Here is a 24,593-nt window from a genome sequence, read left to right as displayed (position 1 = left end):
CCCGCCGCACGCGGCCGCCCTCCGCACCGTCGGCGCCGGGCGCACCGCGGTGCCTCCCCGGCAGCCGAGCCGGACCTGACGGCGGGCGGTTCCGTGCGGCTCACCGATCGCATGGCCCGCTCACCGATGTGAGGGCACAAGGTGTGTGAGCCACTCCGCTCGCATCGTATCCAGCCTTCCCTGACGGGAGTACCGCGAGAACGCAAAGGGCGGGCCGTGTCCCGGCATCCCTCCGGTACACGGCCCGCCCTTTCCCCGGCGGTCAGCTCACTTCTTGTTGTCGTTCTCCTGGGACGCACCGAGCACGGGACCTTCGCCCGGCGCGAGGGTTCCCAGGATGCGCTCCAGATCGTCCATGGAGGCGAACTCCACGACGATCTTCCCCTTCTTCTGGCCGAGGTCGACCTTCACCCGGGTCTCGAAGCGGTCCGACAGCCGGGAGGCAAGACCGGTGAGCGCGGGGGAGACCCGGGCACCGGCCCGGGGCCCCTTCGCCTTCACCTTGGCAGCCGGTTCCGACCCCTGGAGCGCCACGATCTCCTCGGTCGCACGGACCGACAGACCCTCCGCGACGATCCGGCGGGCGAGTTCGTCCTGCACCTCGGCGTCATCGACCGAGAGCAGCGCACGGGCATGCCCCGCGGAGAGCACCCCCGCCGCGACCCGTCGCTGCACGGACGGGGAGAGCTTCAGGAGCCGCAGCGTGTTGGTGACCTGCGGGCGGGAGCGCCCGATCCGGTCCGCCAACTGGTCATGCGTACAGGCGAAGTCCTTCAGCAGCTGGTCGTAGGCCGCGGCCTCTTCCAGCGGGTTGAGCTGTGCCCGGTGCAGATTCTCCAGAAGTGCGTCGAGCAGCAGCTTCTCATCGTCCGTGGCCCGGACGATGGCCGGGATCTTCGCCAGCCCCGCCTCGCGGCACGCCCGCCACCGGCGCTCACCCATGATGAGCTCGTACCGGCCGGGCGCTGCCTGCCGCACCACGACCGGCTGCAGCAGCCCCACCTCGCGGATGGAGGTGACCAGCTCCGCCAGCGCGTCCTCGTCGAACACCTCGCGCGGCTGGCGAGGGTTCGGCGTGATCGCGTCCAGCTCCAGCTCGGCGAAGTGCGCGCCCGCAACCTCCGCGCCCGCTGCCGCAGCAGCCGCGGAAGGCTCGGCTGTTTCACGTGAAACAGCGGCCGCCGGCAACGAGGCCACCTTGGCCGCCGCCACTCCCCGTTCCGGCGCCAGCACCGGAACCGCCGACGGTGAGGTCGCACCGCGACCCACCGCCGGACCACCCTGCTCGGCGCTCTGCGGCGCCGCGGGAATCAGTGCACCGAGCCCGCGGCCCAGTCCCCTACGTCGTTCGCTCACTGCGTCCCCTCCGGCGTACCGTGCTGCGGTTCATAGTTCACACTCAGTTCCTGGGCCGCGGTACCACCCGCGCCGCGCAGGGCAATCTCTCTGGCCGCCTCCAGATAGGAGAGCGAGCCGCTGGATCCCGGGGCGTAGGTGAGCACCGTCTGGCCGTAGCTGGGCGCTTCGGAGATGCGCACCGATCGCGGGATGCTCGTGCGGAGCACCTCTTTCCCGAAGTGGCTGCGCACCTCCTCGGCGACCTGGGAGGCGAGCCGCGTACGGCCGTCGTACATCGTGAGCAGGATCGTCGAGACATGGAGCTTGGGGTTGAGGTGGCCCCGCACCAGCTCGACGTTGCGCAGCAACTGTCCCAGGCCCTCCAGCGCGTAGTACTCGCACTGGATCGGGATCAGTACCTCGGCGCCGGCCACCAGCGCGTTCACGGTGAGCAGGCCGAGCGAGGGCGGACAGTCGATGAGGACGTAGTCCAGCGGCTGTTCGTACGCCTGGATCGCGCGGAGCAACCGGCTCTCCCGTGCCACCAGAGAGACCAGCTCGATCTCGGCACCGGCCAGATCGATGGTCGCCGGCGCACAGAACAGCCCCTCGACATCGGGCACCGGCTGCACCACGTCCGACAGCGGCTTGCTGTCGACCAGGACGTCGTAGATGGAGGGCACTTCGGCGTGGTGGTCGATCCCGAGCGCGGTGGAGGCGTTGCCCTGCGGGTCGAGGTCGATGACCAGGACGCGCGCTCCGTGCAGCGCCAGCGACGCCGCCAGGTTCACGGTCGTGGTGGTCTTGCCCACGCCGCCCTTCTGGTTGGCGACCACCATGACGCGTGTCTGCTCCGGGCGGGGCAGTGCCTCGCCCGAGCGGCCGACTGCCTGCACCGCCAGCTGAGCTGCACGACCGATCGGGGTGTCGTCCATCGGGGACGGCGTTTCACGTGAAACGTCCTCCCCGAGCGACTCGCTGCGGGGACCGGGGACCGGATCGGTCATCGGTCCCGCGATATTGGCGTCGGACCGCAAGGATTCACTCTCCTCGACATCAGGCTCACAGTCCTCTGAGCCTGCCATGCTTTCGGTACCACGAACCAGTGAGGTCCGCTCTCCTGTGGATGAACCCACGTCTGTGGATACTTCGGTGCCCCGTGTGGGTTTTCGGTCCCGCGGCTCGGCTGAGGCTTGGCCACGCCCGAGGATCCCTTGCAGCAGAGAACGACGTTTCACGTGAAACACGATGCCAGCGCCGCGCCCGAATAGGACGCGACACTCCGCCTTGCCTCATTTGCCTGGACCGCGCGGTGGGCGCCCCTCAACCATCGAGGACGCGCCCACCGGTGCATTGACGGCTCCGCCGCGGTCGGATCAGCGGCGGCGCCCCCGCGACGCACGGCTGGGCCGGGCCGCCTTGGCACGCTTCGCGGCGAACCGCACACCACCGGGGCTCTCCCCGACCTCGACCCGGACCACGGTCGACAGCGGATCCACCACGCCCTCGCCGACATGCACCACCGAGGTCTCCACCACGCCCAGCTTGCTCAGGGCCGCCCGGGCGCTCTTCAGCTCCTCCTCCGCGGTGTCCCCCTTGAGCGCCAGCATCTGACCGTACGGACGCAGCAGCGGCACACCCCAGCCCGCCAGCCGGTCCAGCGGCGCCACCGCACGCGCGGTCACCACATGCACCTGCGGCAGCTTGCCCATGACCTCCTCGGCCCGACCGCGGACGACCGTCACATGGTCCAGGCCCAGCAGCTCGACGACCTCCTGGAGGAAGTTCGTCCGCCGCAGCAGCGGCTCCAGCAGGGTGATCTTGAGGTCCGGCCGGACCAGGGCCAGCGGGATGCCGGGCAGGCCCGCGCCCGAGCCGACATCGCAGACCGACACGCCCTCGGGTACGACCTCGGAGAGCACCGCGCAGTTCAGGAGGTGCCGCTCCCAAAGCCGCGGCACCTCTCGGGGGCCGATCAGGCCCCGGGTCACACCGGCGTCGGCGAGCAGTTCGCCGTACCGCACGGCCTCCGCAAAGCGCTCACCGAATACCTCCCGCGCCTCTTTCGGCGCGGGAGGGAGCTCCGCTGCTGCCTCCGTCACGGGAACCGCCCTTCCTCTGGACTGCTGCTGGTGCTGCCGGAACCGGGATTTTCCCCGGGATAACACAGAAGGCTGACAAGATTTGGCCCCGCCTGGCGTGCAGACGGGGCCAACGACACGGGGTGGGGAGGGTCAGGCCGGAAGGACGACCACGCGCCGCTGCGGCTCCTCGCCCTCGGACTCGCTGCGCAGCCCCGCCGCGGCCACGGCGTCGTGGACGACCTTGCGCTCGAACGGCGTCATCGGGTCCAGCTTCACGGGCCGGCCGGTCTCCTTCGCCTCTTCCGCCGCCTTGGCGCCCAGCTCGGCCAGCTCCTCGCGCTTCCGCGCCCGGAACCCACCGATGTCGAGCATCAGACGGCTGCGGTCACCGGTCTCCCGGTGCACGGCGAGGCGGGTCAGCTCCTGGAGCGCCTCCAGCACCTCTCCGTCGCGGCCCACCAGCTTCTGCAGATCGCGGCTGGTCGAGTCGCTGATGATCGACACGGCGGCGCGGTCGGCCTCGACGTCCATGTCGATGTCGCCGTCGAGGTCGGCGATGTCCAGCAGACCCTCGAGGTAGTCGGCCGCGATCTCGCCTTCCTGCTCCAGACGGGTCAGGGTGTCGGCGCCCTTGGCGGCAGGGGTCGTGTCCGTCACGAAAGGACTCCTCTTACTTCTTGGACGGGTGCTTGGGGCGCTGCTGGCCCTTGCGCTGTCCGGACTTGGTGGTACGGGACCCGGAGGAGCTGCCCTTCTCGGCGGCGCCACCCTTCCCCTTGCCGCTCTCGGTGGACGTGCTGCCCTGCGGGGACTTCTTCTCCGGCGACTGCTTCTCCGCGTCGCTCTGCGCGGCGGGCTGCGAGCCGGCCCGGGTCCGGGCGCCGGCGGGACGCGCCGCGGCGGGACCGGCGGGCGCCTGGCGCTTGGACTTCGGCTGGCGCTTGGGCTGCTGGCGGTTCTGCCGCGCTTCCTCGGCAGCCTTCTTCGCCTCGACCTCGGCCGGGTCCTCGACGATCTTGCCCTTGGCCCGCAGCCGCTCCTGACGCTCCTGGAACGCCTTGCTGCCGGGGGTGGGGTTCCGGCGGATGACGAACATCTGCTGACCCATGGTCCACACGTTGGTGGTCAGCCAGTAGACGAGGACACCGACGGGGAAGTTGATACCGAAGACGGCGAACATGATCGGGAAGACGTACATCAGCATCTTCTGCTGCTGCATGAACGGCGTCTTCACCGTGAGGTCGACGTTCTTCGTCATCAGCTGGCGCTGCGTGTAGAACTGCGACGCCGACATCAGGACGATCATGATGACGGTGACGACGCGGACGTCCGTCAGGGAGGCGCCGAGCGCCTCGACCTTCTGCGCGGAGTCCATGAACTTCACGGACAGCGGGGCACCGAAGATGTGCGCCTGCTGGGCGCTCTCCAGCAGCGGCTGGTCGATGACGCCGACGACCTTGTTCTGCGCGATGTGGTTCAGAACCTGGTACAGCGAGATGAAGAACGGCGACTGGGCCAGGATCGGGAGACAGCTCGAGAGCGGGTTGGTGCCCGACTCCTTGTAGAGCTTCATCATCTCTTCGGACTGGCGCTGCTTGTCGCTCTTGTAACGCTCCTGGATCGCCTTCATCTTCGGCTGGAGCGCCTGCATGTTCCGCGTCGCCTTGATCTGCTTCACGAAGAGCGGGATCAGGCAGATACGGATCAGTACCACCAGCGAGACGATGGACAGACCCCACGCCGCGCCACTGTTCTTGTCGAAGATCAGGCTGTAGAACGAGTGGAACTGGACGATGATCCAGGAAACGGCGTAATAGAGGGGATTCAGGATCGTGTCCACGAATCAGGCTCCTTGGGCATTGGGCTGAGTCTCGGGCTGGGCGACGACGGGCTCAGAGGCGGTGGACCCGCCCAGGCGGCTCCTCAGCCGCTGATGCCACACCGGACGCTTCCGGGGAGGGACGTGGTCGACGCCACCGAGCGACCACGGGTTGCAACGCAGAATGCGCCAGGCGGTCAGCGCAGTCCCTTTCACCGCGCCATGCCGATCGATGGCGGTGTAGCCATAGTGCGAACACGACGGGTAGTACTTGCAGACCGGGCCCAGCAAGGGGCTGATGGTCCACTGATACAGCTTGATCAACAGCAGCAGCGGGTACTTCACTGTGCGCTCCCTCCCGGTCCCCTGTCGGGGATCCGAGGGTCGCCCCCCTTGGGATGGCAGCCGCGCGGCGCCTCACCCAGCAACCGCTTCAGGGCGGCGTCCAGGTCACGGGCCAGCTGTTCGTGGTCCGACTCACCCGCACCGGGCAGTGCCCGTACGACAACCAGGCTACCGGCGGGCAGCGCGGACAGCCGATCACGCAGGAGATGACGGAGCCGGCGCTTGACCTTGTTGCGGACGGTTGCGCCCCCAACGGCCTTGCTGACGACGAAACCCGCACGCGCGGGGGAAGCGTGTTCCCCCGCTGCGTGCGGGTCCGTTGCACCGCTACGTAGATGAACGACAAGGAGCGGGCGCCCGGCCCTGCGTCCCCGGCGTACCGCGGTCGCGAAGTCCTCGCGCCGCCTCAGCCGATGTTCGGTAGGCAGCACGTCATGGACCTAGGGTCTGGCTGCTCAGGCCGACAGGCGGGCGCGACCCTTGCCACGGCGGGAGGCCAGGATGGCGCGACCGGCGCGGGTCCGCATGCGCAGACGGAAGCCGTGGGTCTTCGCGCGACGGCGGTTGTTCGGCTGGAAGGTGCGCTTGCTCACTCGGGGGCTCCAGGAATGCTTGTTGCCTCATGCGAGACAGATGTGGGGCGTCGACTGGCTGTCACCGTGCGCCCACGAGTAGCTCGCAACGCCCAAGTGCACCGCTTCTTGACCGCTAGATGCGATCTTTGCCCATCGGAGGCAGGCGGCAGCAGCCATCGACAACTCGACCTGGTCACGGTACGCGCGACTACGCCATCCGGTCAAACCACCAGTCGATCCCCCCGGACCAGGGCCGACCGGGACACACTATGCACAGCCTGTGGACAACAACTTGAATCCCCAGGCCCGGCCTGACTACCGTGGCTGAACTCCGATTACTTCCCGCCCGTCCTGAGAATCACACATTCGTGGGACTGCTGAGAGAGCGTGTTCCGTGGCTGATGTACCTGCCGATCTTGCCGCAGTGTGGCCGCGTGTACTCGACCACCTCCTACGGGCGGACGCCGACGGCCTCAAGCCCAAGGACCAGGACTGGCTCAAGCGCACGCAGCCGCTGGCGCTGGTCGCCGACACCGCGCTGCTCGCCGTCCCCAACGAATTCGCCAAGGGCGTGCTCGAAGGCCGGCTGGCGCCGCTGATCGGCGAGGCCCTCAGCCATGAGTGCGGCCGCCCGATCCGGATCGCGATCACCGTCGACGACTCCTCCGAGGAGCCCGCGGCGCCCGCGCCCGCCCCGCAGCCGCAGGCCCCTCAGCATCCGCAGCAGGGCCAGCACCCGCAGCACCAGCAGCCGCACGAGACGTACGAGGGGTACGACGGACGGCAGAGCTACGCGCGTCAGGGCGACGAACTGCACGTCCGGCCCGCCTACCCCGACTACCCGCAGCACCAGCAGCCCCGGCACGAGCCCGGCGCCTGGCCGCAGCACTCGTCCGCCCTGCCGCCCGCGCCCGGTCCGCGCGAGGACTACGGCTGGCAGCAGCAGCGTCTCGGCTTCCCCGAGCGTGATCCGTACGGCACACCGCCGCCCGCCCACATCCAGCAGCAGGGCGACTACCGCGGGCAGGCGCCCGAGCACCCCCGGGCGCAGCGCTCCGAGGGGCGTGACCCCTATGACCCGCAGGCGCAGCGGCGGGATGCCGCCGAGCACCAGTCCGGGCGCCACGCCGGTCCCGGCTCGTCGCTGCCCGCGCCCAGTGGTGCGCCCGGTCCGCTCGCGGCGCAGCCGGCGCCCGCGACGGGGCCCGGGGAGCCGACCGCCCGGCTGAACCCGAAGTACCTCTTCGACACCTTCGTCATCGGGGCGTCGAACCGCTTCGCGCACGCCGCGGCGGTCGCCGTCGCGGAGGCGCCGGCCAAGGCGTACAACCCGCTGTTCATCTACGGCGAGTCCGGGCTCGGCAAGACGCATCTGCTGCACGCGATCGGGCACTACGCGCGGAGCCTGTACCCGGGGACCCGGGTGCGGTACGTGAGCTCGGAGGAGTTCACCAACGAGTTCATCAACTCCATCCGCGACGGCAAGGCGGACGCGTTCCGCAAGCGCTACCGCGACATGGACATCCTGCTCGTCGACGACATCCAGTTCCTGGCGAGCAAGGAGTCGACGCAGGAGGAGTTCTTCCACACCTTCAACACGCTGCACAACGCCAACAAGCAGATCGTGCTCTCCTCGGACCGGCCGCCCAAGCAGCTGGTCACCCTGGAGGACCGGCTGCGCAACCGCTTCGAGTGGGGTCTGATCACGGACGTCCAGCCGCCCGAGCTGGAGACCCGGATCGCGATCCTGCGGAAGAAGGCGGTGCAGGAGCAGCTGAACGCGCCGCCCGAGGTGCTGGAGTTCATCGCGTCCCGGATCTCGCGCAACATCCGTGAGCTGGAGGGCGCGCTGATCCGGGTGACGGCGTTCGCGTCGCTCAACCGGCAGCCGGTCGACCTCGGGCTCACCGAGATCGTGCTGAAGGACCTGATCCCCGGCGGCGAGGACGCGGCGCCGGAGATCACCGCGCCGGCGATCATGGCGTCGACGGCCGACTACTTCGGGCTGACCGTCGACGACCTGTGCGGCTCCTCGCGCAGCCGGGTGCTGGTGACGGCGCGGCAGATCGCGATGTACCTCTGCCGGGAGCTGACGGATCTGTCGCTGCCGAAGATCGGCGCGCAGTTCGGCGGGCGGGACCATACGACGGTGATGCACGCCGACCGCAAGATCCGGGCGCTGATGGCGGAGCGCCGGTCCATCTACAACCAGGTCACCGAGCTGACCAACCGCATCAAGAACGGCTGACCCGCCACCGGCGGTGGTGCGCCCAGGGCGCTCCGGGAGATCCCGGGGCGCCCTCCGCGCTTCCCGGCCCGCCGCACCGGCGCAGGCGCCGCTCCGCTCCCTCCCGTGGCTCTCCTGTGCCCCTCCCTCGCCTCTTCCGTCCTCGTCCCGCATCCGCCTCCGAGTGGGGCCGCGAGGCGGTCCGGCTTCGCCGTGCGGCGTTCTGCGGTGGCGGTGCGGCCGTCGTCAGGCGGTGTGGAGAGGGGACGGAAGGGGGTCGGGAAGGGGGTCCGAGCCCGTCGGCGGGGGTTCCAAACCTGTGGATGGCGCCCGGCTCTGTTCGATTCCGGGGGAGGTCACGGCCTCTCTCCACAGATTGGGGGAAAATCTTCCGTCCACACCCTGGGGACTGGAAAGTTATCCCTGTGATGTCCACAGGCCGGGCTTCTGACGGATCATCGGGCGAGGTCAGGCGGGTGTGGATTTGTGGCAAACCGTAATCCACAGGCTGTGGACAGAGTGTCCGTCCACAGGGGGCCATTCGGGTTGTCCACCGGCTGCCCACAGGCTGGAGGCGGTTGTCCCCAGCTTCTCCACACCCCTGTCCACTGTTCGGCAACACGACACCGGCTCTCACCGCCCCGAGTGAAAGCGGTCACATCAACACCGGGGGTTGGGCTGTGGGGAACCTGGGTAAAACTGGGGACGGCGCTGGGGAGAAGTCGCCTTCCCCTGTGCATGGGGTGTGCAGAACTTTCGGCGGTCCACAGATCCGCCCGGTTATCCACGACCGCCACCCACAGGCCCGGTGGATAAAAAATCCGCGTTGACCTGCGAAAAGGCAGTTGTCCACGGTTTCCACAGGCCCTACTACTACGACCACGGATATCTACCGGGGAACTCGTTCGGAAACGGGGCCTGTGCACAACTCGCGCTCGGAGCGCCGACCGCCCGCCGAGCCGACTTGACCCCGAGCAGCAACGGCTGTCGGTGGCGTGCGTCAGACTGGAATCCGGCAACTCAGCCGACGACGAAAGCCAGCAGGGCGAGAGCCAGCAACAGCAGGAGGCGGTTTCCGGTGAAGATCCGGGTGGAGCGCGATGTACTCGCGGAGGCAGTGGCCTGGGCGGCCAAGAGCCTCCCGGCCCGTCCGCCGGTGCCCGTCCTCGCGGGCCTGCTGCTGAAGTCGGAGGACGGCAAGCTGTCGCTCTCCGGCTTCGACTACGAGGTCTCGGCGCGGGTCTCGGTCGAGACGGAGGTCGAGGAGGAGGGCACCGTCCTCGTCTCCGGCCGGCTGCTCGCCGACATCTGCCGGGCGCTCCCCAACCGCCCGGTGGAGATCTCCACCGACGGCGTCCGCGTCACCGTCGTCTGCGGCTCGTCCCGCTTCACTCTCCACACCCTGCCTGTGGAGGAGTACCCGGCCCTGCCGGCGATGCCCACCGCCACCGGCACCGTCCCCGGTGAGGTCTTCGCCGCCGCCGCCGCGCAGGTGGCCATCGCCGCCGGCCGTGACGACACCCTGCCGGTGCTCACCGGTGTGCGGATCGAGATCGAGGGCGACACCGTCACGCTGGCTTCCACAGACCGGTACCGCTTCGCCGTCCGCGAGTTCCTGTGGAAGCCGGAGAACCCGGACGCCTCCGCCGTCGCGCTGGTCCCCGCCAAGACGCTCCAGGACACCGCCAAGTCGTTGAGCAGCGGCGACACCGTCACCCTGGCGCTGTCCGGCTCGGGCGCGGGCGAGGGCCTCATCGGCTTCGAGGGCGCCGGGCGCCGGACCACGACGCGGCTGCTGGAAGGCGATCTGCCGAAGTACCGCACGCTCTTCCCGACCGAGTTCAACTCCGTCGCCGTGATCGAGACCGCGCCGTTCGTCGAGGCGGTCAAGCGTGTGGCGCTGGTGGCCGAGCGGAACACCCCGGTGCGGCTCAGCTTCGAGCAGGGCGTGCTGATCCTGGAGGCCGGCTCCAGCGACGACGCACAGGCTGTGGAGCGCGTCGACGCCGACCTGGAGGGCGACGACATCTCGATCGCCTTCAACCCCGGCTTCCTGCTGGAGGGCCTGTCGGCGATCGACTCCCCGGTCGCGCAGCTGTCCTTCACGACGTCGACCAAGCCCGCGCTGCTCAGCGGCCGGCCCGCCAAGGACGCCGAGGCGGACGAGACGTACAAGTACCTGATCATGCCGGTGCGGCTCTCCGGCTGACGTCCGCGTGTCCGGGCCGGCCGGGGTCCCGGCCGGCCCGCCGCGTTCCCGGGCGGGCGGAGCTGATGAGCGCTCGGGCCCACAGGTGTGCACGCACCACCCGGCGTAGGCTCGGACTCGGGTACGAACAGCAACGACTACGTGCAAATGAGGGTCTCTGATGGAGCTCGGTCTCGTCGGTCTCGGCAAGATGGGCGGCAACATGCGCGAGCGCATCCGCCGCGCCGGCCACACCGTCGTCGGATACGACCGCAACCCCGATCTCGCGGATGTCCACAGCCTGGAAGAGCTTGTGGGCAAGCTCAAGGGTCCGCGGGTCGTGTGGGTCATGGTCCCGGCCGGTGACGCCACCCAGGCGACCATCGACGCGCTCGGTGAGCTGCTGTCCGAGGGCGACATCGTCGTCGACGGCGGCAACTCCCGCTGGACCGACGACGAGAAGCACGCCGAGGAGCTGGCGGCCAAGGGCATCGGCTTCGTCGACTGCGGCGTCTCCGGCGGTGTCTGGGGCCTGGAGAACGGCTACGCGCTGATGTACGGCGGCTCCGCCGAGGACGTCGCCACGGTGCAGCCGATCTTCGACGCGCTCAAGCCCGAGGGTGAGTTCGGCTCGGTGCACGCCGGCAAGGTCGGCGCCGGCCACTTCGCGAAGATGGTCCACAACGGCATCGAGTACGCGATGATGCAGGCGTACGCCGAGGGCTGGGAGCTGCTGGAGAAGGTCGACTCCGTCACCGATGTGCGCGAGGTCTTCCGCTCCTGGCAGGAGGGCACGGTCATCCGTTCCTGGCTGCTCGACCTCGCGGTCAACGCCCTCGACGACGACGAGCACCTGGACAAGCTGCGTGGCTACGCCGCCGACTCCGGTGAGGGCCGCTGGACGGTCGAGGCGGCGATCGACAACGCCGTGCCGCTGCCCGCGATCACCGCGTCGCTGTTCGCCCGGTTCGCCTCCCGCCAGGAGGACTCGCCGCAGATGAAGATGATCGCGGCGCTGCGTAACCAGTTCGGCGGCCACGCCGTCGAGAACAAGAAGTAACCAGCAGGTCCGCAGCCGCGGGAGGTCGGCGCAGCTCCATGCACGTCACGCATCTGTCGCTCGCCGACTTCCGCTCGTACGCCCGGGTCGAGGTCCCGCTCGAACCGGGCGTCACGGCGTTCGTCGGCCCCAACGGCCAGGGCAAGACCAACCTCGTCGAGGCGGTCGGCTATCTGGCGACGCTCGGCAGCCACCGGGTCTCCTCGGACGCGCCGCTGGTGCGGATGGGCGCCGAGCGGGCGATCGTCCGCGCCGCCGTCGCCCAGGGCGACCGGCAGCAGCTGATCGAGCTGGAGCTGAACCCGGGCCGCGCCAACCGCGCCCGGATCAACCGCTCCTCCCAGGTGAAGCCGCGCGATGTGCTCGGCATCGTCCGTACGGTGCTCTTCGCGCCGGAGGACCTCGCGCTGATCAAGGGCGACCCCGGGGAGCGGCGGCGGTTCCTGGACGAGCTGATCACCGCGCGGGCGCCGCGGATGGCCGGGGTGCGCGGCGACTACGACCGCGTCCTCAAGCAGCGCAACACCCTGCTGAAGTCCGCGGCCCTCGCCCGGCGCCACGGCGGCCGGAGGGGGGCACCTCCCGGGCGAGCGGATTCGAGCGTGGGGGCGGACCTCTCGACGCTGGACATCTGGGACCAGCATCTGGCGAGGGCCGGTGCCGAGCTGCTGGCGCAGCGCCTCGACCTGATCGCCGCGCTGCGCCCGCTGACCGACAAGGCGTACGCCCAACTGGCGCCCGGTGGCGGCCCGGTAAGCCTGGAGTACCGCGGTTCGGCGGGCGAGGCGATGGCCCGCGCGACCAACCGCGAGGAGCTGTACGGCGCGCTGCTGGAGGCGCTGGGCGAGGCGCGGAAGAACGAGATCGAGCGCGGGGTGACGCTGGTCGGCCCGCACCGCGACGATCTGCTGCTCAAGCTGGGCGATCTGCCCGCGAAGGGGTACGCCAGCCACGGCGAGTCCTGGTCGTACGCGCTGGCGCTGCGGCTGGCCTCGTACGACCTGCTGCGGTCGGAGGGCGAGCCGCTCCAGGCGCCGGAGGGCGGCGGGCGGCGCAGCGGCGAGCCGGTGCTCGTCCTCGACGACGTCTTCGCCGAGCTGGACGCGCGGCGCCGGGAGCGGCTGGCGGAGCTGGTGGCGCCGGGCGAGCAGGTGCTGGTCACGGCGGCGGTCGAGGACGACGTTCCGGGGGCGCTGGCCGGGCGGCGGTTCGCGGTGTCCGGCGGCACGGTCCGTGCGGAGACGCCGTGAGTGACGGCGGTGCGAAGGAGCCGCCGGAGCTGTCGGGTATCGATCTGGCCCGGCAGGCGCTGGTGGCGGCGAAGGAGCAGGCGCGGGCGCGGGGCGCCGCCGCGCAGCAGAAGAAGCAGGCGCGCCGCGGCGGGCTGCGCTCGGGGGCGCGCGCCGACGGCCGCGATCCGCTGCCGCTGGGCGCGGCGATCAACCGTCTGATCACCGAGCGCGGCTGGGAGACCCCGGCGGCGGTCGGCGGGGTGATGGGCCGCTGGCCGCAGCTGGTCGGCCCCGAGGTGGCGCAGCACTGCGAACCGCAGCGGTACGACGAGGACGCCCGGGTGCTGACGGTGCAGTGCGACTCGACGGCGTGGGCCACGCAGCTGCGGCTGCTGGCGCCGCAGCTGGTGCGGCGGCTCAACCAGGACCTGGGCCAGGGCACCGTGAAGCTGATCAAGGTGCTGGGTCCGGGCGGTCCGGCGCGGCGGTACGGCCCGCTGCGCGCGCCCGGCAGCACGGGCCCCGGGGACACGTACGGCTGAGGCGGTTTGCGCTGCCCGGGACGGCTGTGGACAAGGGTTGTGGATGAGACTCCGCTCACGGTTGCGACCGGTTGACAGTCCAAAGCGCTGAGTGCCGGTTTGAACGTCCTCGGGCCCCGTTCCAGATATGGGGAGTCGGTGGACGTGAGTTCAGGGCGGCACATGCGGACTCAGGTACCCGCAAAGCCCCATGAGTGTCGGCGCCACCGGTACACTGGTTCGTAATCCCGCCGGCTCGCGGGACACGTCGATCAAGACAGAACGACGCAGCCGCTCCCCTTCGACTCCGTGGGGTGTCCCCCACAGGCTGGGGAGGGCTCGTGCTGTGCCAGAAAGGGCGCTTCGTGGCCGACTCCGGCGACCTCAACGAGAACAACACGGCTTCCACCGCAGAGGGGGTCCCGGCAGGCGCCGTGGACGACTCCTCGGGGGAGAAGTCGTACGACGCCAGCGCGATCACCGTCCTGGAGGGCCTGGACGCCGTACGCAAGCGCCCCGGCATGTACATCGGCTCGACCGGCGAGCGCGGACTGCACCACCTGGTGCAGGAGGTCGTCGACAACTCCGTCGACGAGGCGATGGCCGGGCACGCCGACACCATCGACGTCACGATCCTCGCCGACGGCGGGGTGCGCGTCGTCGACAACGGCCGCGGTATCCCGGTCGGCATCGTGCCGTCGGAGAACAAGCCGGCCGTCGAGGTCGTCATGACGGTGCTGCACGCCGGCGGCAAGTTCGGCGGCGGCGGGTACGCGGTCTCCGGTGGTCTGCACGGCGTGGGTGTCTCCGTCGTGAACGCGCTGTCCACGCGGGTGGCGGTCGAGGTCCGCACGGACGGCCACCGCTGGACCCAGGAGTACAAGCTCGGCGTGCCGACCGCCCCGCTGGCGCGGAACGAGGCGACCGAGGAGACGGGCACCTCCGTCACTTTCTGGGCCGACGGCGACATCTTCGAGACCACGGTCTACAGCTTCGAGACGCTCTCGCGCCGCTTCCAGGAGATGGCGTTCCTCAACAAGGGCCTCTCGATCTCGCTGACCGACGAGCGCCCCGACCACGTGGACGAGGAGGGCAAGCCGCTCTCCGTCCGCTACCACTACGAGGGCGGCATCGTCGACTTCGTGAAGTACCTGAACTCCCGCAAGGGGGAGCTGGTGCATCCGACGGTCATCGACGTCGAGGCCGAGGACAAGGAGCGGCTCCTCTCGGCGGAGATCGCGATGCAGTGGAACACCCAGTACAGCGAGGGTGTCTACAGCTTCGCCAACACCATCCACACCCACGAGGGCGGCACCCACGAGGAGGGCTTCCGCGCGGCGCTGACGGGTCTGATCAACCGTTACGCCCGTGACAAGAAGCTGCTGCGCGAGAAGGACGACAACCTCACGGGTGAGGACATCCGCGAGGGTCTGACCGCGATCATCTCCGTCAAGCTCGGCGAGCCGCAGTTCGAGGGCCAGACGAAGACGAAGCTCGGCAACACCGAGGCGAAGACCTTCGTCCAGAAGGTCGTCCACGAGCACCTGACGGACTGGCTGGACCGCAACCCCAACGAGGCCGCGGACATCATCCGCAAGGGCATCCAGGCCGCCACCGCCCGTGTCGCGGCCCGTAAGGCGCGCGATCTGACCCGCCGCAAGGGGCTGCTGGAGACGGCGTCGCTGCCGGGCAAGCTGAGCGACTGCCAGTCCAACGACCCGACCAAGTGCGAGATCTTCATCGTCGAGGGTGACTCCGCCGGCGGCTCGGCCAAGTCCGGCCGTAACCCGGAGTACCAGGCGATCCTCCCGATCCGCGGCAAGATCCTCAACGTCGAGAAGGCCCGGGTCGACAAGATCCTCCAGAACAACGAGGTCCAGGCGCTGATCTCGGCGTTCGGCACCGGTGTCCACGAGGACTTCGACATCGAGAAGCTCCGCTACCACAAGATCATCTTGATGGCGGACGCCGACGTCGACGGTCAGCACATCAACACCCTGCTCCTCACCTTCCTCTTCCGCTTCATGCGGCCGCTGGTCGAGGCGGGTCACGTCTACCTCTCCCGCCCCCCGCTGTACAAGATCAAGTGGGGTCGGGACGACTTCGAGTACGCCTACTCCGACCCCGAGCGCGATGTGCTGATCGAGCGCGGCAAGCAGGCCGGCAAGCGCATCAAGGACGACTCCGTCCAGCGCTTCAAGGGTCTGGGTGAGATGAACGCCGAGGAGCTGCGGGTCACCACCATGGACGCCGACCACCGCGTGCTCGGCCAGGTCTCCCTGGACGACGCCGCCCGCGCCGACGACCTGTTCTCGGTGCTGATGGGCGAGGACGTCGAGGCGCGTCGCTCGTTCATCCAGCGCAACGCCAAGGACGTCCGCTTCCTCGACATCTGAGTCTGTCGGCCCCTCAACAGCCGCAGCGCGAAAGGACTTTGATCAACCATGGCCGACGAGACTCCCCCCGTGACCCCGGACGGCACCACCGTCGAGGGCGCACCCGCCACCATCGAGGGCGTGGGTATGCGCGTAGAGCCGGTCGGGCTCGAAACGGAGATGCAGCGCTCCTACCTCGACTACGCGATGTCCGTCATCGTCTCGCGTGCGCTGCCCGACGTCCGCGACGGTCTCAAGCCGGTGCACCGCCGGGTGCTCTACGCGATGTACGACGGCGGGTACCGCCCCGAGAAGGGCTTCTACAAGTGCGCCCGCGTCGTCGGTGACGTCATGGGTACGTACCACCCGCACGGCGACTCCTCGATCTACGACGCGCTGGTCCGCCTGGCGCAGCCGTGGTCGATGCGGATGCCGCTGGTCGACTCCAACGGCAACTTCGGCTCCCCGGGCAACGACCCGGCGGCGGCCATGCGGTACACCGAGTGCAAGATGAAGCAGCTCTCCATGGAGATGCTGCGGGACATCGACGAGGAGACCGTCGATTTCCAGGACAACTACGACGGCCGTAACCAGGAGCCGACGGTCCTGCCGTCGCGCTTCCCGAACCTGCTGATCAACGGCTCGGCCGGTATCGCGGTCGGTATGGCCACCAACATCCCGCCGCACAACCTCCGCGAGGTCGCCGCCGGTGCCCAGTGGGCGCTGGAGAACCCGGAGGCGACGTCGGAGGAGCTGCTGGAGGCGCTCATCGAGCGCATCAAGGGCCCCGACTTCCCGACCGGCGCGCTGGTGGTGGGCCGCAAGGGCATCGAGGAGGCGTACCGCACCGGCCGTGGCTCGATCACGATGCGCGCGGTGGTGGCGGTCGAGGAGATCCAGAACCGCCAGTGCCTGGTCGTCACCGAGCTGCCCTACCAGGTCAACCCGGACAACCTCGCGCAGAAGATCGCCGACCTCGTCAAGGACGGCAAGATCGGCGGCATCGCGGACGTCCGCGACGAGACGTCGTCCCGTACGGGTCAGCGCCTGGTCATCGTCCTCAAGCGGGACGCGGTCGCCAAGGTCGTCCTCAACAACCTCTACAAGCACACCGACCTCCAGACCAACTTCGGCGCCAACATGCTGGCGCTGGTCGACGGGGTGCCGCGCACCCTCTCGCTGGACGCGTTCATCCGCCACTGGGTGACCCACCAGGTCGAGGTCATCGTCCGGCGGACCCGCTTCCGGCTGCGCAAGGCCGAGGAGCGCGCGCACATCCTGCGCGGTCTGCTCAAGGCGCTGGACGCGATCGACGAGGTCATCGCGCTGATCCGGCGCAGCGAGACGGTCGACGTGGCACGCGAGGGCCTGATGGGCCTGCTGTCCATCGACGAGATCCAGGCCAACGCGATCCTGGAGATGCAGCTGCGCCGGCTGGCCGCCCTGGAGCGCCAGAAGATCACCGCCGAGCACGACGAACTCCAGCAGAAGATCAACGAGTACAAGGCGATCCTCGCCTCGCCGGAGAAGCAGCGGCAGATCATCAGCGAGGAACTGGCCGCGCTGGTCGAGAAGTTCGGCGACGACCGCCGCTCCAAGCTGGTGCCCTTCGAGGGCGACATGTCCATCGAGGACCTGATCGCCGAAGAGGACATCGTCGTCACCATCACGCGCGGCGGCTACGTCAAGCGCACCAAGACCGACGACTACCGCTCGCAGAAGCGCGGCGGCAAGGGCGTGCGCGGCACGAAGCTGAAGGAAGACGACATCGTCGACCACTTCTTCGTCTCGACCACCCACCACTGGCTGCTGTTCTTCACCAACAAGGGCCGCGTCTACCGCGCCAAGGCGTACGAACTCCCGGACGCCGGGCGGGACGCGCGCGGCCAGCACGTCGCCAACCTCCTGGCCTTCCAGCCGGACGAGCAGATCGCCCGCATCCTGGCGATCCGCGACTACGAGGCCGCGCCGTACCTGGTCCTCGCCACCAAGGCGGGCCTGGTGAAGAAGACGCCGCTGAAGGACTACGACTCGCCCCGCTCCGGCGGTGTCATCGCGATCAACCTCCGTGAGCTGGACAGCGACGCCGACGGCACGTCCGACGAGCTGATCGGCGCCGAGCTGGTCTCCGGCGAGGACGATCTGCTGCTGATCAGCAAGAAGGCGCAGTCGATCCGGTTCACCGCCACGGACGAGGCGCTGCGCCCGATGGGCCGCGCCACCTCCGGTGTGAAGGGCATGAGCTTCCGCGAGGGCGACGAGCTGCTGTCGATGAACGTGGTGCGCGCGGGGACGTTCGTCTTCACCGCGACGGACGGCGGTTACGCCAAGCGCACCCCGGTCGACGAGTACCGCGTCCAGGGCCGCGGCGGCCTCGGCATCAAGGCGGCCAAGATCGTGGAGGACCGCGGTTCGCTGGTCGGCGCGCTGGTCGTCGAGGAGAGTGACGAGATTCTTGCGATCACCCTCGGCGGAGGCGTCATTCGTACGCGGGTCAACGAGGTCCGGGAGACCGGTCGTGACACGATGGGCGTCCAACTGATCAACCTGGGCAAGCGTGATGCCGTTGTGGGCATCGCACGGAACGCCGAGGCCGGGCGCGAAGCCGAAGAGGTCGACGGGGCCGAGGGGTCCGAGGAGACCGCTGAGGCGGCGGGTGCCGAGCCGGCGGCCGAGGGCGGGCAGCCCGCGGCGGAATAAGCACAAGGAGTAGGTCGTGAGTGGAGCCACGGGCGCTGCGGCGGGCGGACAGGGAGCCGGAAAGGCCACCTCGTCAGGGCCCGCAACCGTGACGGAGGACAGCGCCCGTGGCTCCGGTATGTCCGGCAGCCCGCACCAGGGGGGAAGCATGACCGACGCCCGTCAGCCGTATCCGCAGCACTCGCAGCCGCAGCCCGAGGCACAGCCGCCGCACAAGCCGTACGAGCCGCCGCGGGCGTACCCGGCGGACGGCGGCACCGGTTCGGTCCGGCTGCCGCGCACCGACGCCCGTACGGCGCCGCGTACCCGTAAGGCGCGGCTGCGGGTGGCGCGCACCGATCCGTGGTCGGTGATGAAGGTGAGCTTCCTGCTCTCCCTCGCGCTGGGTATCTGCACGATCGTGGCGGTCTCCGTGCTGTGGATGGTGATGGACGCGATGGGCGTCTTCTCCACGGTCGGCACGGCGATCAGCGAGGCGAGCGGTTCCGCGGACGGCAAGGGCTTCGATCTCCAGTCGTTCCTGTCGCTGCCGCGGGTGCTGCTGTTCACCACCGTCATCGCGGTGATCGACGTGGTGCTGGCGACGGCGCTGGCGACCCTCGGTTCGTTCATCTACAACCTGTCGGCGGGGTTCGTCGGCGGCGTCGAGCTGACGCTCGCGGAGGACGAATGACCCGTCGGGGAGCGGGCCGTGAGGCCGGTCCGCTCCCCGATTTTGGGAACGCCTCTGAAGTGCGCTAATCTTCTGGTGCAGCGAACGAGCGGCTATAGCTCAGACGGTTAGAGCGCTTCCCTGATAAGGAAGAGGTCCCAGGTTCAAGTCCTGGTAGCCGCACCGCCCATCGGCCCGGCCGGAGATTTCTCCGGCCGGGCCGATGTCGTTGTGCGAGTGCGTCAGTTGGCCCGGCGCGCGGGGCCGTGGACCGGTCGTCGCCCGGCGCGGAGGAGATAACCGATCGGTATCGGCCGGTGTGTATCATCGGCCCACATAGGTCCCCTACGTCAACGAAAGACGAGGTCGCGCGGTGAAGAAGCTTCTCCTGGTCGCACTGGCCGCCATCGGCGGGCTCCTCGTGTACCGCCAGATCCAGGCGGATCGCGCCGAGCAGGATCTGTGGACGGAGGCGACCGACTCCGTGCCCGCAGGTTCGGGTGTGTGAGACCAAACGCCCAGCACAGTTTGTACGGACCCCGGTTGCCGCTGGCTTCCGGGGTTTCGTGCGTCGGGAGGCGGGTGTGCGCGGCCCTCGGGCGCGGACACCGTGGTGCGGCCGTGTCGCCCCTCCCATGTATTTGCCATAGCACATGATTGAGTTGCACCAGCAAAGTTACGTGGTGGGGTACCCGTACGGCGCGAGGGGGACGAGGGCATGGCACGACGGCACCGACGGTGGCGGGCGACGGCGCTGACCTGCGGACTGCTGCTGGCGGCGGCCGCGGCACCGGCGCACGCCGCCCGTACCGCCGCCCCGCCCGCCGACGGCGGCATGGTGATGGTCCTCGACTCCTCCGGTTCGATGGCGAAGGACGCCGGCTCCGGCACCACCCGGATCGCCGCCGCCCGCAAGGCCGTCGGCGCCGTCGCCGACGCCCTGCCGGACGGCTACCCCACCGGGCTGCGGGTCTCCGGCGCCGACAAGGCCCGGGGGTGCGACGGCAGCCGGCTCGTACGGCCCGTCGCGCCGCTGGACCGCACCGGCCTCAAGCAGGCGGTCGCCGCCGTCGAGCCCCAGGGGGACGCCCCGCTCGGCCTGTCACTCCAGGCCGCCGCGGCCGATCTGCGGGCGCACGGCGGGAGTTCCGGCAGCCGGACGATCCTGCTGGTCTCGGACGGCGAGGACAGCTGTCCTACGCCGTCGCCCTGTGCGGTCGCCGCCCAGCTCGGCCGGTCCGCCGGGGATCTGCGGATCGACACCGTCGGCTTCCAGGCCGCAGGGCCCGCCCGGCAGCAGCTGGAGTGCGTCGCCAAGGCCGGGAACGGGCGGTACTACGACGCCCCGGACGCCGGCTCCCTCGCCCGGCAGGTCCAGCGGGCCGGGCAACTCTCCGCCGGCAGCTACCGCTTGAAGGGCGACCAGGTGCGCGGCGAGCCCGCCCGGGAGACCGCGCCGCGGATCACGCCCGGTCAGTACACCGACACCATCGGCCCGAACGAGAAGCGGTACTACGCCGTCGATCTGGACGCCGCCGCCACCGCCGACCTCTCGGCGACCGTGGCGCCCCGGCCCGGCGCCGCCGTCGATGCCTCCGACGCGCTGCACACCGAGATCGCGTACGGCGCGGACGGGGTCTGCGACTCCGCCACGGAGCGGTTCGGCCAGCGCGAGGGCGCCACCCCGCTCGCCTCCGGGCTCAGCCGGGTGCCGTCGGAGAGCGGCTACCGCAGCTGCGACAAGGCCGGCCGGTACTGGTTCGCGGTCGAACGCAAGGCGGCACCGGGTTCGGACGCCGCGCGGTGGCCGCTGGAGCTGACGTTTCACGTGGAACATCCGCTGAAGAAGGGCGTCACGCCCGCGCAGTCGGCACCGGAGTACGGCACCGGTGGCAAGGACGCGACGCTGCCCGCGAGTGCCCCGCAGGACGTCCGCGGCGGCACCGGCTTCAACGACGCCCGGACGCTGAAGCAGGGTGTCTGGCGCGACCGGCTGCTGCCCGCGCAGACCCTCTGGTACAAGGTGCCGGTCGGCTGGGGCCAGCAGCTCCGCTACGACGTGCAGTTCGCCAACGAGCCGACGGTGAACGACCGCGGCGTCCACTACTCCTACGCCGCCACCCAGGTCTACACCCCGGACCGGGTGCCGGTGGGCACCGGCACCGGCGAGTTCACCCCGCGCAAGCTGTACGCCGGGAAGCCGACGTCGTTGCAGATGGGGACGGTGCCGGTGGCCTGGAGCAACCGCTACGAGTCCGGTACCCATGTCGTACCGGTCCACCGCGCGGGCAGTTTCTACCTCGCGGTGACGCTGGGCGCCGAGGCGGCCGAGATCGCCCGGAACCCGGAGGTCGGAGTGGTGCTGCGGGTCGCCGTACTGGGCACCGCGAAGTCCGGCCCGGGGGCGGACGCGGGCCGCGCCACGCACACCGCGTCCGGCGACGCCGCGCCCGAGGAGCACAACGCCGCGGTGCCCGGGGGCGGTTGGAAGCCGGGCCCGGTGGTGGCCGGATGCTCCCTCGGGGTGGGTGTCCTGCTGCTGACCTGGCTCGCGGCGGCCTACCTCCGCGCGCGCCGGGTCCCCGTGGCGGACGGCGCCGGGCCGGTGCGCCCGCGGACCTCGGGTCAGCCGTTGCCGCCGGCGATTCCGGGGCAGGAGCAGCAGGCGCAGCGGCATCAGGGGAACGCGGCGAAGGGGGAGCCATGGTGACGGGGGGTTCGGTACGGAGGGCGCTGCGCGAGAGCACAGCGGCGCTGGCGGCGCTCTCGGCGGTGACCTGGGCGCCGGGCGCGGTGGGCACGGCGTCCGCCGCCGACGGCGCCGCGGACCTCACGAAGGTGCCCCGCTACACCACGGCGCCGGACGCCACCCCGGTCAAGGGCCGGGCCAGTGCGGCCGACGCCCCGGAGATCGGCAGGGGGACGTACACCGACGCCATCGAACGCGGTGAGCAGAAGTACTACACCGTCCCCCTCGACGCCCGGTCCACCGCGTACTTCTCCGTGGTCGCCGCCCCGCCGCCGGGCACCAAGGTGGAGGACCACGCCGACCGGCTCAAGATCAGCGTCCAGGACGTGGACGGCACCCGCTGCGACCGGGAGGCCGATCCGGCGTTCCGCGGGGACGGCACCGCCTACCCCATCGCCGACTCCGCGACCCGCGGCGTCGACGGCGCCAACTCCCCGTGCCGGAACGCCGGGGCGTACTACCTCGTCGTCACCCGGGAGGGCCCGGCGACGTCCGGGCCGCAGGCGTGGCCCATCGAGATCACCCATCTCTCCGAACCGGGCCTCAAGGGCACCGCACCGACCACCCCCGCCGACGGCGGCCCGTCCGCCACACCCCCGCCGCCCGCCTCCGGTGCCAAGCGCACGGCCCGTGGCGGCTCCGGTTTCCACACCGCGGGCGCCGTGGGCACGGGCCTGTGGAAGGACCGCATCCGGCCCGGCGAGTCCCGCTTCTACCGGGTGCCGGTCGACTGGGGCCAGCGCCTCAACCTCAGCGCGGAGCTGCCCAACGCGGCCACCGGCACCGCCGAGGGCATCGCCAAGGCGCTCGGGGTCACCGCGTACAACCCGGCGCGCGGTGTGATCGACGACGACACCTTCGTCTTCTACGACGGGCGGCCCGCCGCTTCCAAGCTCTTCACCGCGCCCGTGGCGTACGGCAACCGCTTCGCCGTCTCCGACGACGTCCGCGCCATGCGGGTGGCCGGCTGGTACTACCTGGAGGTCACCCTCCACCCCGCCGCCGCGCGGTACTTCCCGCGGGGCGCGGACCTCATGCTGCGGGTGGACGTCCGCGGCCCGGCCCGGCCCGGGCCGGGGTACGCCGGGCCCGCCGGGGACTTCTCGGTGACGCCCGGCGACCACGAGACGGCCGGGAACGGGCTGTCCGGGGAGCAGGCGGGCGGCGGGAACCTGCGGACGCTGGGCTACGCCGGGATCGCCACCGGCGCGGTCCTGCTGGCCGTCCTCGGGGGCTGGACGCTGCTGGCCCGCCGGACGGCCGCCCCCGCCGTCGGCCCCGCGCTGTCGCCGCAGGCGCACGCCGCGGAGCCCACCCGCTCCGGGCCGCGCGCCCCGGGCGCTCCGCACGGACGGCCGGAGCGCCGGTAGCGGTCAGGAGACGGTGAGCGCCCAGATGCCGAACGCGATGCAGAGCAGCGCGACGACGAGGACCGGGACCGCCACCTTGGCCGGTGGGCCGGGACGCCGCGCCGCCACCGGCGCGGTCCGCTCCGGGGCGCCGGACGGCACCGGCGGCGCGGCGGCGGGCGGCTGCGGCGAGGTGTAGGGCCGGGTCGCCGGCGGCTGCTGCCAGGAGCCCGCGGTCGGCCGGTACGTGCCCGAGGGCGGTGTGCCCGGCGGCGTCGCGGGGGCCGGGACGTGTGGGGCGGCCACCGGTACCGGCGGGGTGGCGGGCGGCTGCGGGAGGGGCTGCGGCAGCGACTGCCCCGGCGGGGCGAGGACGAAGCTTCCGGTGCCGGACGGGGGCAGCGGCGCCCCGCCGCCCGGCGCCCCGGCCGCGCCGCCGGTGCGCGGTGCGGTGAGCGGCCCGTCCGGCCCGAACCCCTCGGGGAGCGGGCCTATGTGGTCGAAGACCTCGACCGCCTCGTCGTCGAGCCCCGCCTCGGGCAGCAGCTCCACGGCGGCCAGCAGCGCCTTCCGCGCCCCGGTGCCGGTACGGAACCGGGACTCCGGGTCGGGGTGCAGCAGCGTCGCCAGCACCTGCCACAGCGGCTCCGGGACACCTTCGGGCGCGTGCGGGACGCCGTGCTCGGTGAAGTGCCGCACCAGGGCGTCGGCGTCCGGTTTGGTGCCGGTGATCAGATACAGCGCGACCAGGCCGACCGCGAACAGGTCCGCGGGGAAGTCCGGTTCGGCGCCGAGCATCTGCTCGGGCGCGAAGTATCCGGGCGTGCCCACCACGTAGTTGGTCTCGGTGAGCCGCGGCTCGCCCTTGCGCATGGCGATGCCGAAGTCGGAGAGGCGCAGATGCGGACGGCCGGTGCCGGTCGCCTCCAGCAGGATGTTCGCCGGTTTGATGTCGCGGTGCACCACGCCCTCGTCGTGCACCGCGGTCAGTCCGGCGAGCAGCTGGTCGAGCAGGGTGCAGACGTACCGCGGGGGCAGCGGGCCGTAGTCGCCGATGAGGTGGGCGAGCGAGCCGCCGTGCACCAGGTCCATGGTGAACAGGACCTTGGCGTCGTCGGCGGCCCAGCTCGCCGGGGCGAGGACGTGCGGGTGGTCGATCCGCAGTGCCTGCTCGCGGACGAAGCGGAGCAGGGTGTGCGCATCGCTCTGCTGGAGCACCTTGGCGGCGACGTAGCGGCGCCGCCGGTGGTCCCAGGCGCGCCAGACGGCACCCACACCTCCGCGCCCGACCGGGTCGACCAGCTCGTACCGCCCGGCGAAGATCTCACCCATGGTGCCCCGTCGCTTTCTGACCTGTGCGTACCCCGCGGTGACCGGCC

The 24,593-nt window shown here is 70.7% G+C and carries 19 protein-coding genes, 1 tRNA gene and 1 pseudogene; 12 read left to right on the top strand and 9 right to left on the bottom strand.

The annotated features are described in order from the left end of the window. Positions 1-267 precede the first annotated feature (267 nt). From ACF1BH_RS16510 to rpmH, 8 genes and pseudogenes are all read right to left on the bottom strand, one after another. Positions 268-1,356, bottom strand: a complete 1,089-nt coding sequence (locus ACF1BH_RS16510; RefSeq protein WP_391643175.1) for a ParB/RepB/Spo0J family partition protein — start codon at positions 1,354-1,356, stop codon at positions 268-270. After that, the gene (locus ACF1BH_RS16505) at positions 1,353-2,423 is read right to left on the bottom strand and encodes an AAA family ATPase (protein ID WP_078654116.1); all 1,071 of its coding nucleotides are present in this window, start codon (positions 2,421-2,423) and stop codon (positions 1,353-1,355) included. The genes ACF1BH_RS16510 and ACF1BH_RS16505 overlap by 4 nt, the downstream gene beginning before the upstream one ends. Positions 2,424-2,714: 291 nt before the next feature. Then, positions 2,715-3,440, bottom strand: a complete 726-nt coding sequence (gene rsmG, locus ACF1BH_RS16500) for a 16S rRNA (guanine(527)-N(7))-methyltransferase RsmG (protein ID WP_030285667.1) — start codon at positions 3,438-3,440, stop codon at positions 2,715-2,717. A gap of 132 nt (positions 3,441-3,572) precedes the next feature. Next, complete coding sequence (locus tag ACF1BH_RS16495; RefSeq protein WP_391643174.1) at positions 3,573-4,079, bottom strand: protein jag; 507 nt, start codon at positions 4,077-4,079, stop codon at positions 3,573-3,575. A 13-nt stretch (positions 4,080-4,092) separates the two neighbouring features. Then, a complete protein-coding gene (yidC, locus tag ACF1BH_RS16490; protein WP_391643173.1) occupies positions 4,093-5,262 on the bottom strand; it encodes a membrane protein insertase YidC in 1,170 nt (389 codons plus the stop codon). Between the two features lie 3 nt (positions 5,263-5,265). Further along, positions 5,266-5,586 (bottom strand): membrane protein insertion efficiency factor YidD, encoded by a 321-nt coding sequence (gene yidD, locus ACF1BH_RS16485; RefSeq protein ID WP_391643172.1) that lies wholly within the window; start codon positions 5,584-5,586, stop codon positions 5,266-5,268. Positions 5,587-5,648: 62 nt separating this feature from the next. After that, a pseudogene (gene rnpA, locus ACF1BH_RS16480) lies at positions 5,649-6,017 on the bottom strand (ribonuclease P protein component); the annotation flags it as partial. A gap of 24 nt (positions 6,018-6,041) precedes the next feature. Next, positions 6,042-6,179, bottom strand: coding sequence for a 50S ribosomal protein L34 (gene rpmH / locus ACF1BH_RS16475; RefSeq protein WP_003949374.1), 138 nt, complete (start codon positions 6,177-6,179; stop codon positions 6,042-6,044). Between the two features lie 376 nt (positions 6,180-6,555). On the opposite strand from rpmH, the gene dnaA reads away from it, so the two are divergent. The 12 genes from dnaA to ACF1BH_RS16415 all read left to right on the top strand — a co-directional run bounded on the left by dnaA (position 6,556) and on the right by ACF1BH_RS16415 (position 23,235). Next, on the top strand, positions 6,556-8,409 hold the full coding sequence (gene dnaA / locus ACF1BH_RS16470; protein ID WP_391643171.1) for a chromosomal replication initiator protein DnaA: 1,854 nt from the start codon (positions 6,556-6,558) through the stop codon (positions 8,407-8,409). A 1,057-nt stretch (positions 8,410-9,466) separates the two neighbouring features. Further along, positions 9,467-10,597: a DNA polymerase III subunit beta gene (gene dnaN, locus ACF1BH_RS16465; RefSeq protein WP_391643170.1), complete on the top strand. Its 1,131-nt coding sequence runs from the start codon at positions 9,467-9,469 to the stop codon at positions 10,595-10,597. A 160-nt stretch (positions 10,598-10,757) separates the two neighbouring features. Next, positions 10,758-11,636 carry a phosphogluconate dehydrogenase (NAD(+)-dependent, decarboxylating) gene (gnd, locus tag ACF1BH_RS16460; RefSeq protein WP_030285681.1) on the top strand — a complete coding sequence of 293 codons (879 nt, stop codon included), beginning with the start codon at positions 10,758-10,760 and terminating at the stop codon, positions 11,634-11,636. 38 nt (positions 11,637-11,674) lie between these two features. After that, entirely contained in the window at positions 11,675-12,886 is a 1,212-nt protein-coding gene (gene recF, locus ACF1BH_RS16455; RefSeq protein ID WP_391643169.1) for a DNA replication/repair protein RecF, read from the top strand. After that, positions 12,883-13,410, top strand: a complete 528-nt coding sequence (locus ACF1BH_RS16450; RefSeq protein WP_391643168.1) for a DUF721 domain-containing protein — start codon at positions 12,883-12,885, stop codon at positions 13,408-13,410. The genes recF and ACF1BH_RS16450 overlap by 4 nt, the downstream gene beginning before the upstream one ends. A gap of 320 nt (positions 13,411-13,730) precedes the next feature. Further along, positions 13,731-15,785 (top strand): DNA topoisomerase (ATP-hydrolyzing) subunit B, encoded by a 2,055-nt coding sequence (gene gyrB, locus ACF1BH_RS16445; protein WP_391643167.1) that lies wholly within the window; start codon positions 13,731-13,733, stop codon positions 15,783-15,785. Positions 15,786-15,833: 48 nt separating this feature from the next. After that, on the top strand, positions 15,834-18,464 hold the full coding sequence (gene gyrA / locus ACF1BH_RS16440; protein WP_391643166.1) for a DNA gyrase subunit A: 2,631 nt from the start codon (positions 15,834-15,836) through the stop codon (positions 18,462-18,464). A gap of 16 nt (positions 18,465-18,480) precedes the next feature. After that, complete coding sequence (locus ACF1BH_RS16435; protein WP_391643165.1) at positions 18,481-19,137, top strand: DUF3566 domain-containing protein; 657 nt, start codon at positions 18,481-18,483, stop codon at positions 19,135-19,137. An 88-nt stretch (positions 19,138-19,225) separates the two neighbouring features. Beyond that, positions 19,226-19,299 (top strand) — tRNA-Ile (locus ACF1BH_RS16430). A 190-nt stretch (positions 19,300-19,489) separates the two neighbouring features. Then, a complete protein-coding gene (locus tag ACF1BH_RS16425; protein WP_003958712.1) occupies positions 19,490-19,624 on the top strand; it encodes a DLW-39 family protein in 135 nt (44 codons plus the stop codon). Between the two features lie 210 nt (positions 19,625-19,834). After that, on the top strand, positions 19,835-21,826 hold the full coding sequence (locus ACF1BH_RS16420) for a hypothetical protein (protein WP_391643164.1): 1,992 nt from the start codon (positions 19,835-19,837) through the stop codon (positions 21,824-21,826). After that, positions 21,820-23,235 (top strand): hypothetical protein, encoded by a 1,416-nt coding sequence (locus ACF1BH_RS16415; protein WP_391643163.1) that lies wholly within the window; start codon positions 21,820-21,822, stop codon positions 23,233-23,235. Before ACF1BH_RS16420 ends, ACF1BH_RS16415 begins: the two co-directional genes overlap by 7 nt. A gap of 3 nt (positions 23,236-23,238) precedes the next feature. On the opposite strand, the gene ACF1BH_RS16410 is transcribed toward ACF1BH_RS16415, so the two are convergent. Then, complete coding sequence (locus tag ACF1BH_RS16410; RefSeq protein ID WP_391643162.1) at positions 23,239-24,546, bottom strand: serine/threonine-protein kinase; 1,308 nt, start codon at positions 24,544-24,546, stop codon at positions 23,239-23,241. Positions 24,547-24,593: the final 47 nt, after the last annotated feature.

Source organism: Streptomyces sp. NPDC014733 (assembly GCF_043083385.1).
GTDB lineage: Bacteria > Actinomycetota > Actinomycetes > Streptomycetales > Streptomycetaceae > Streptomyces.
This window is presented reverse-complemented; position numbering and strand designations above follow the sequence as displayed.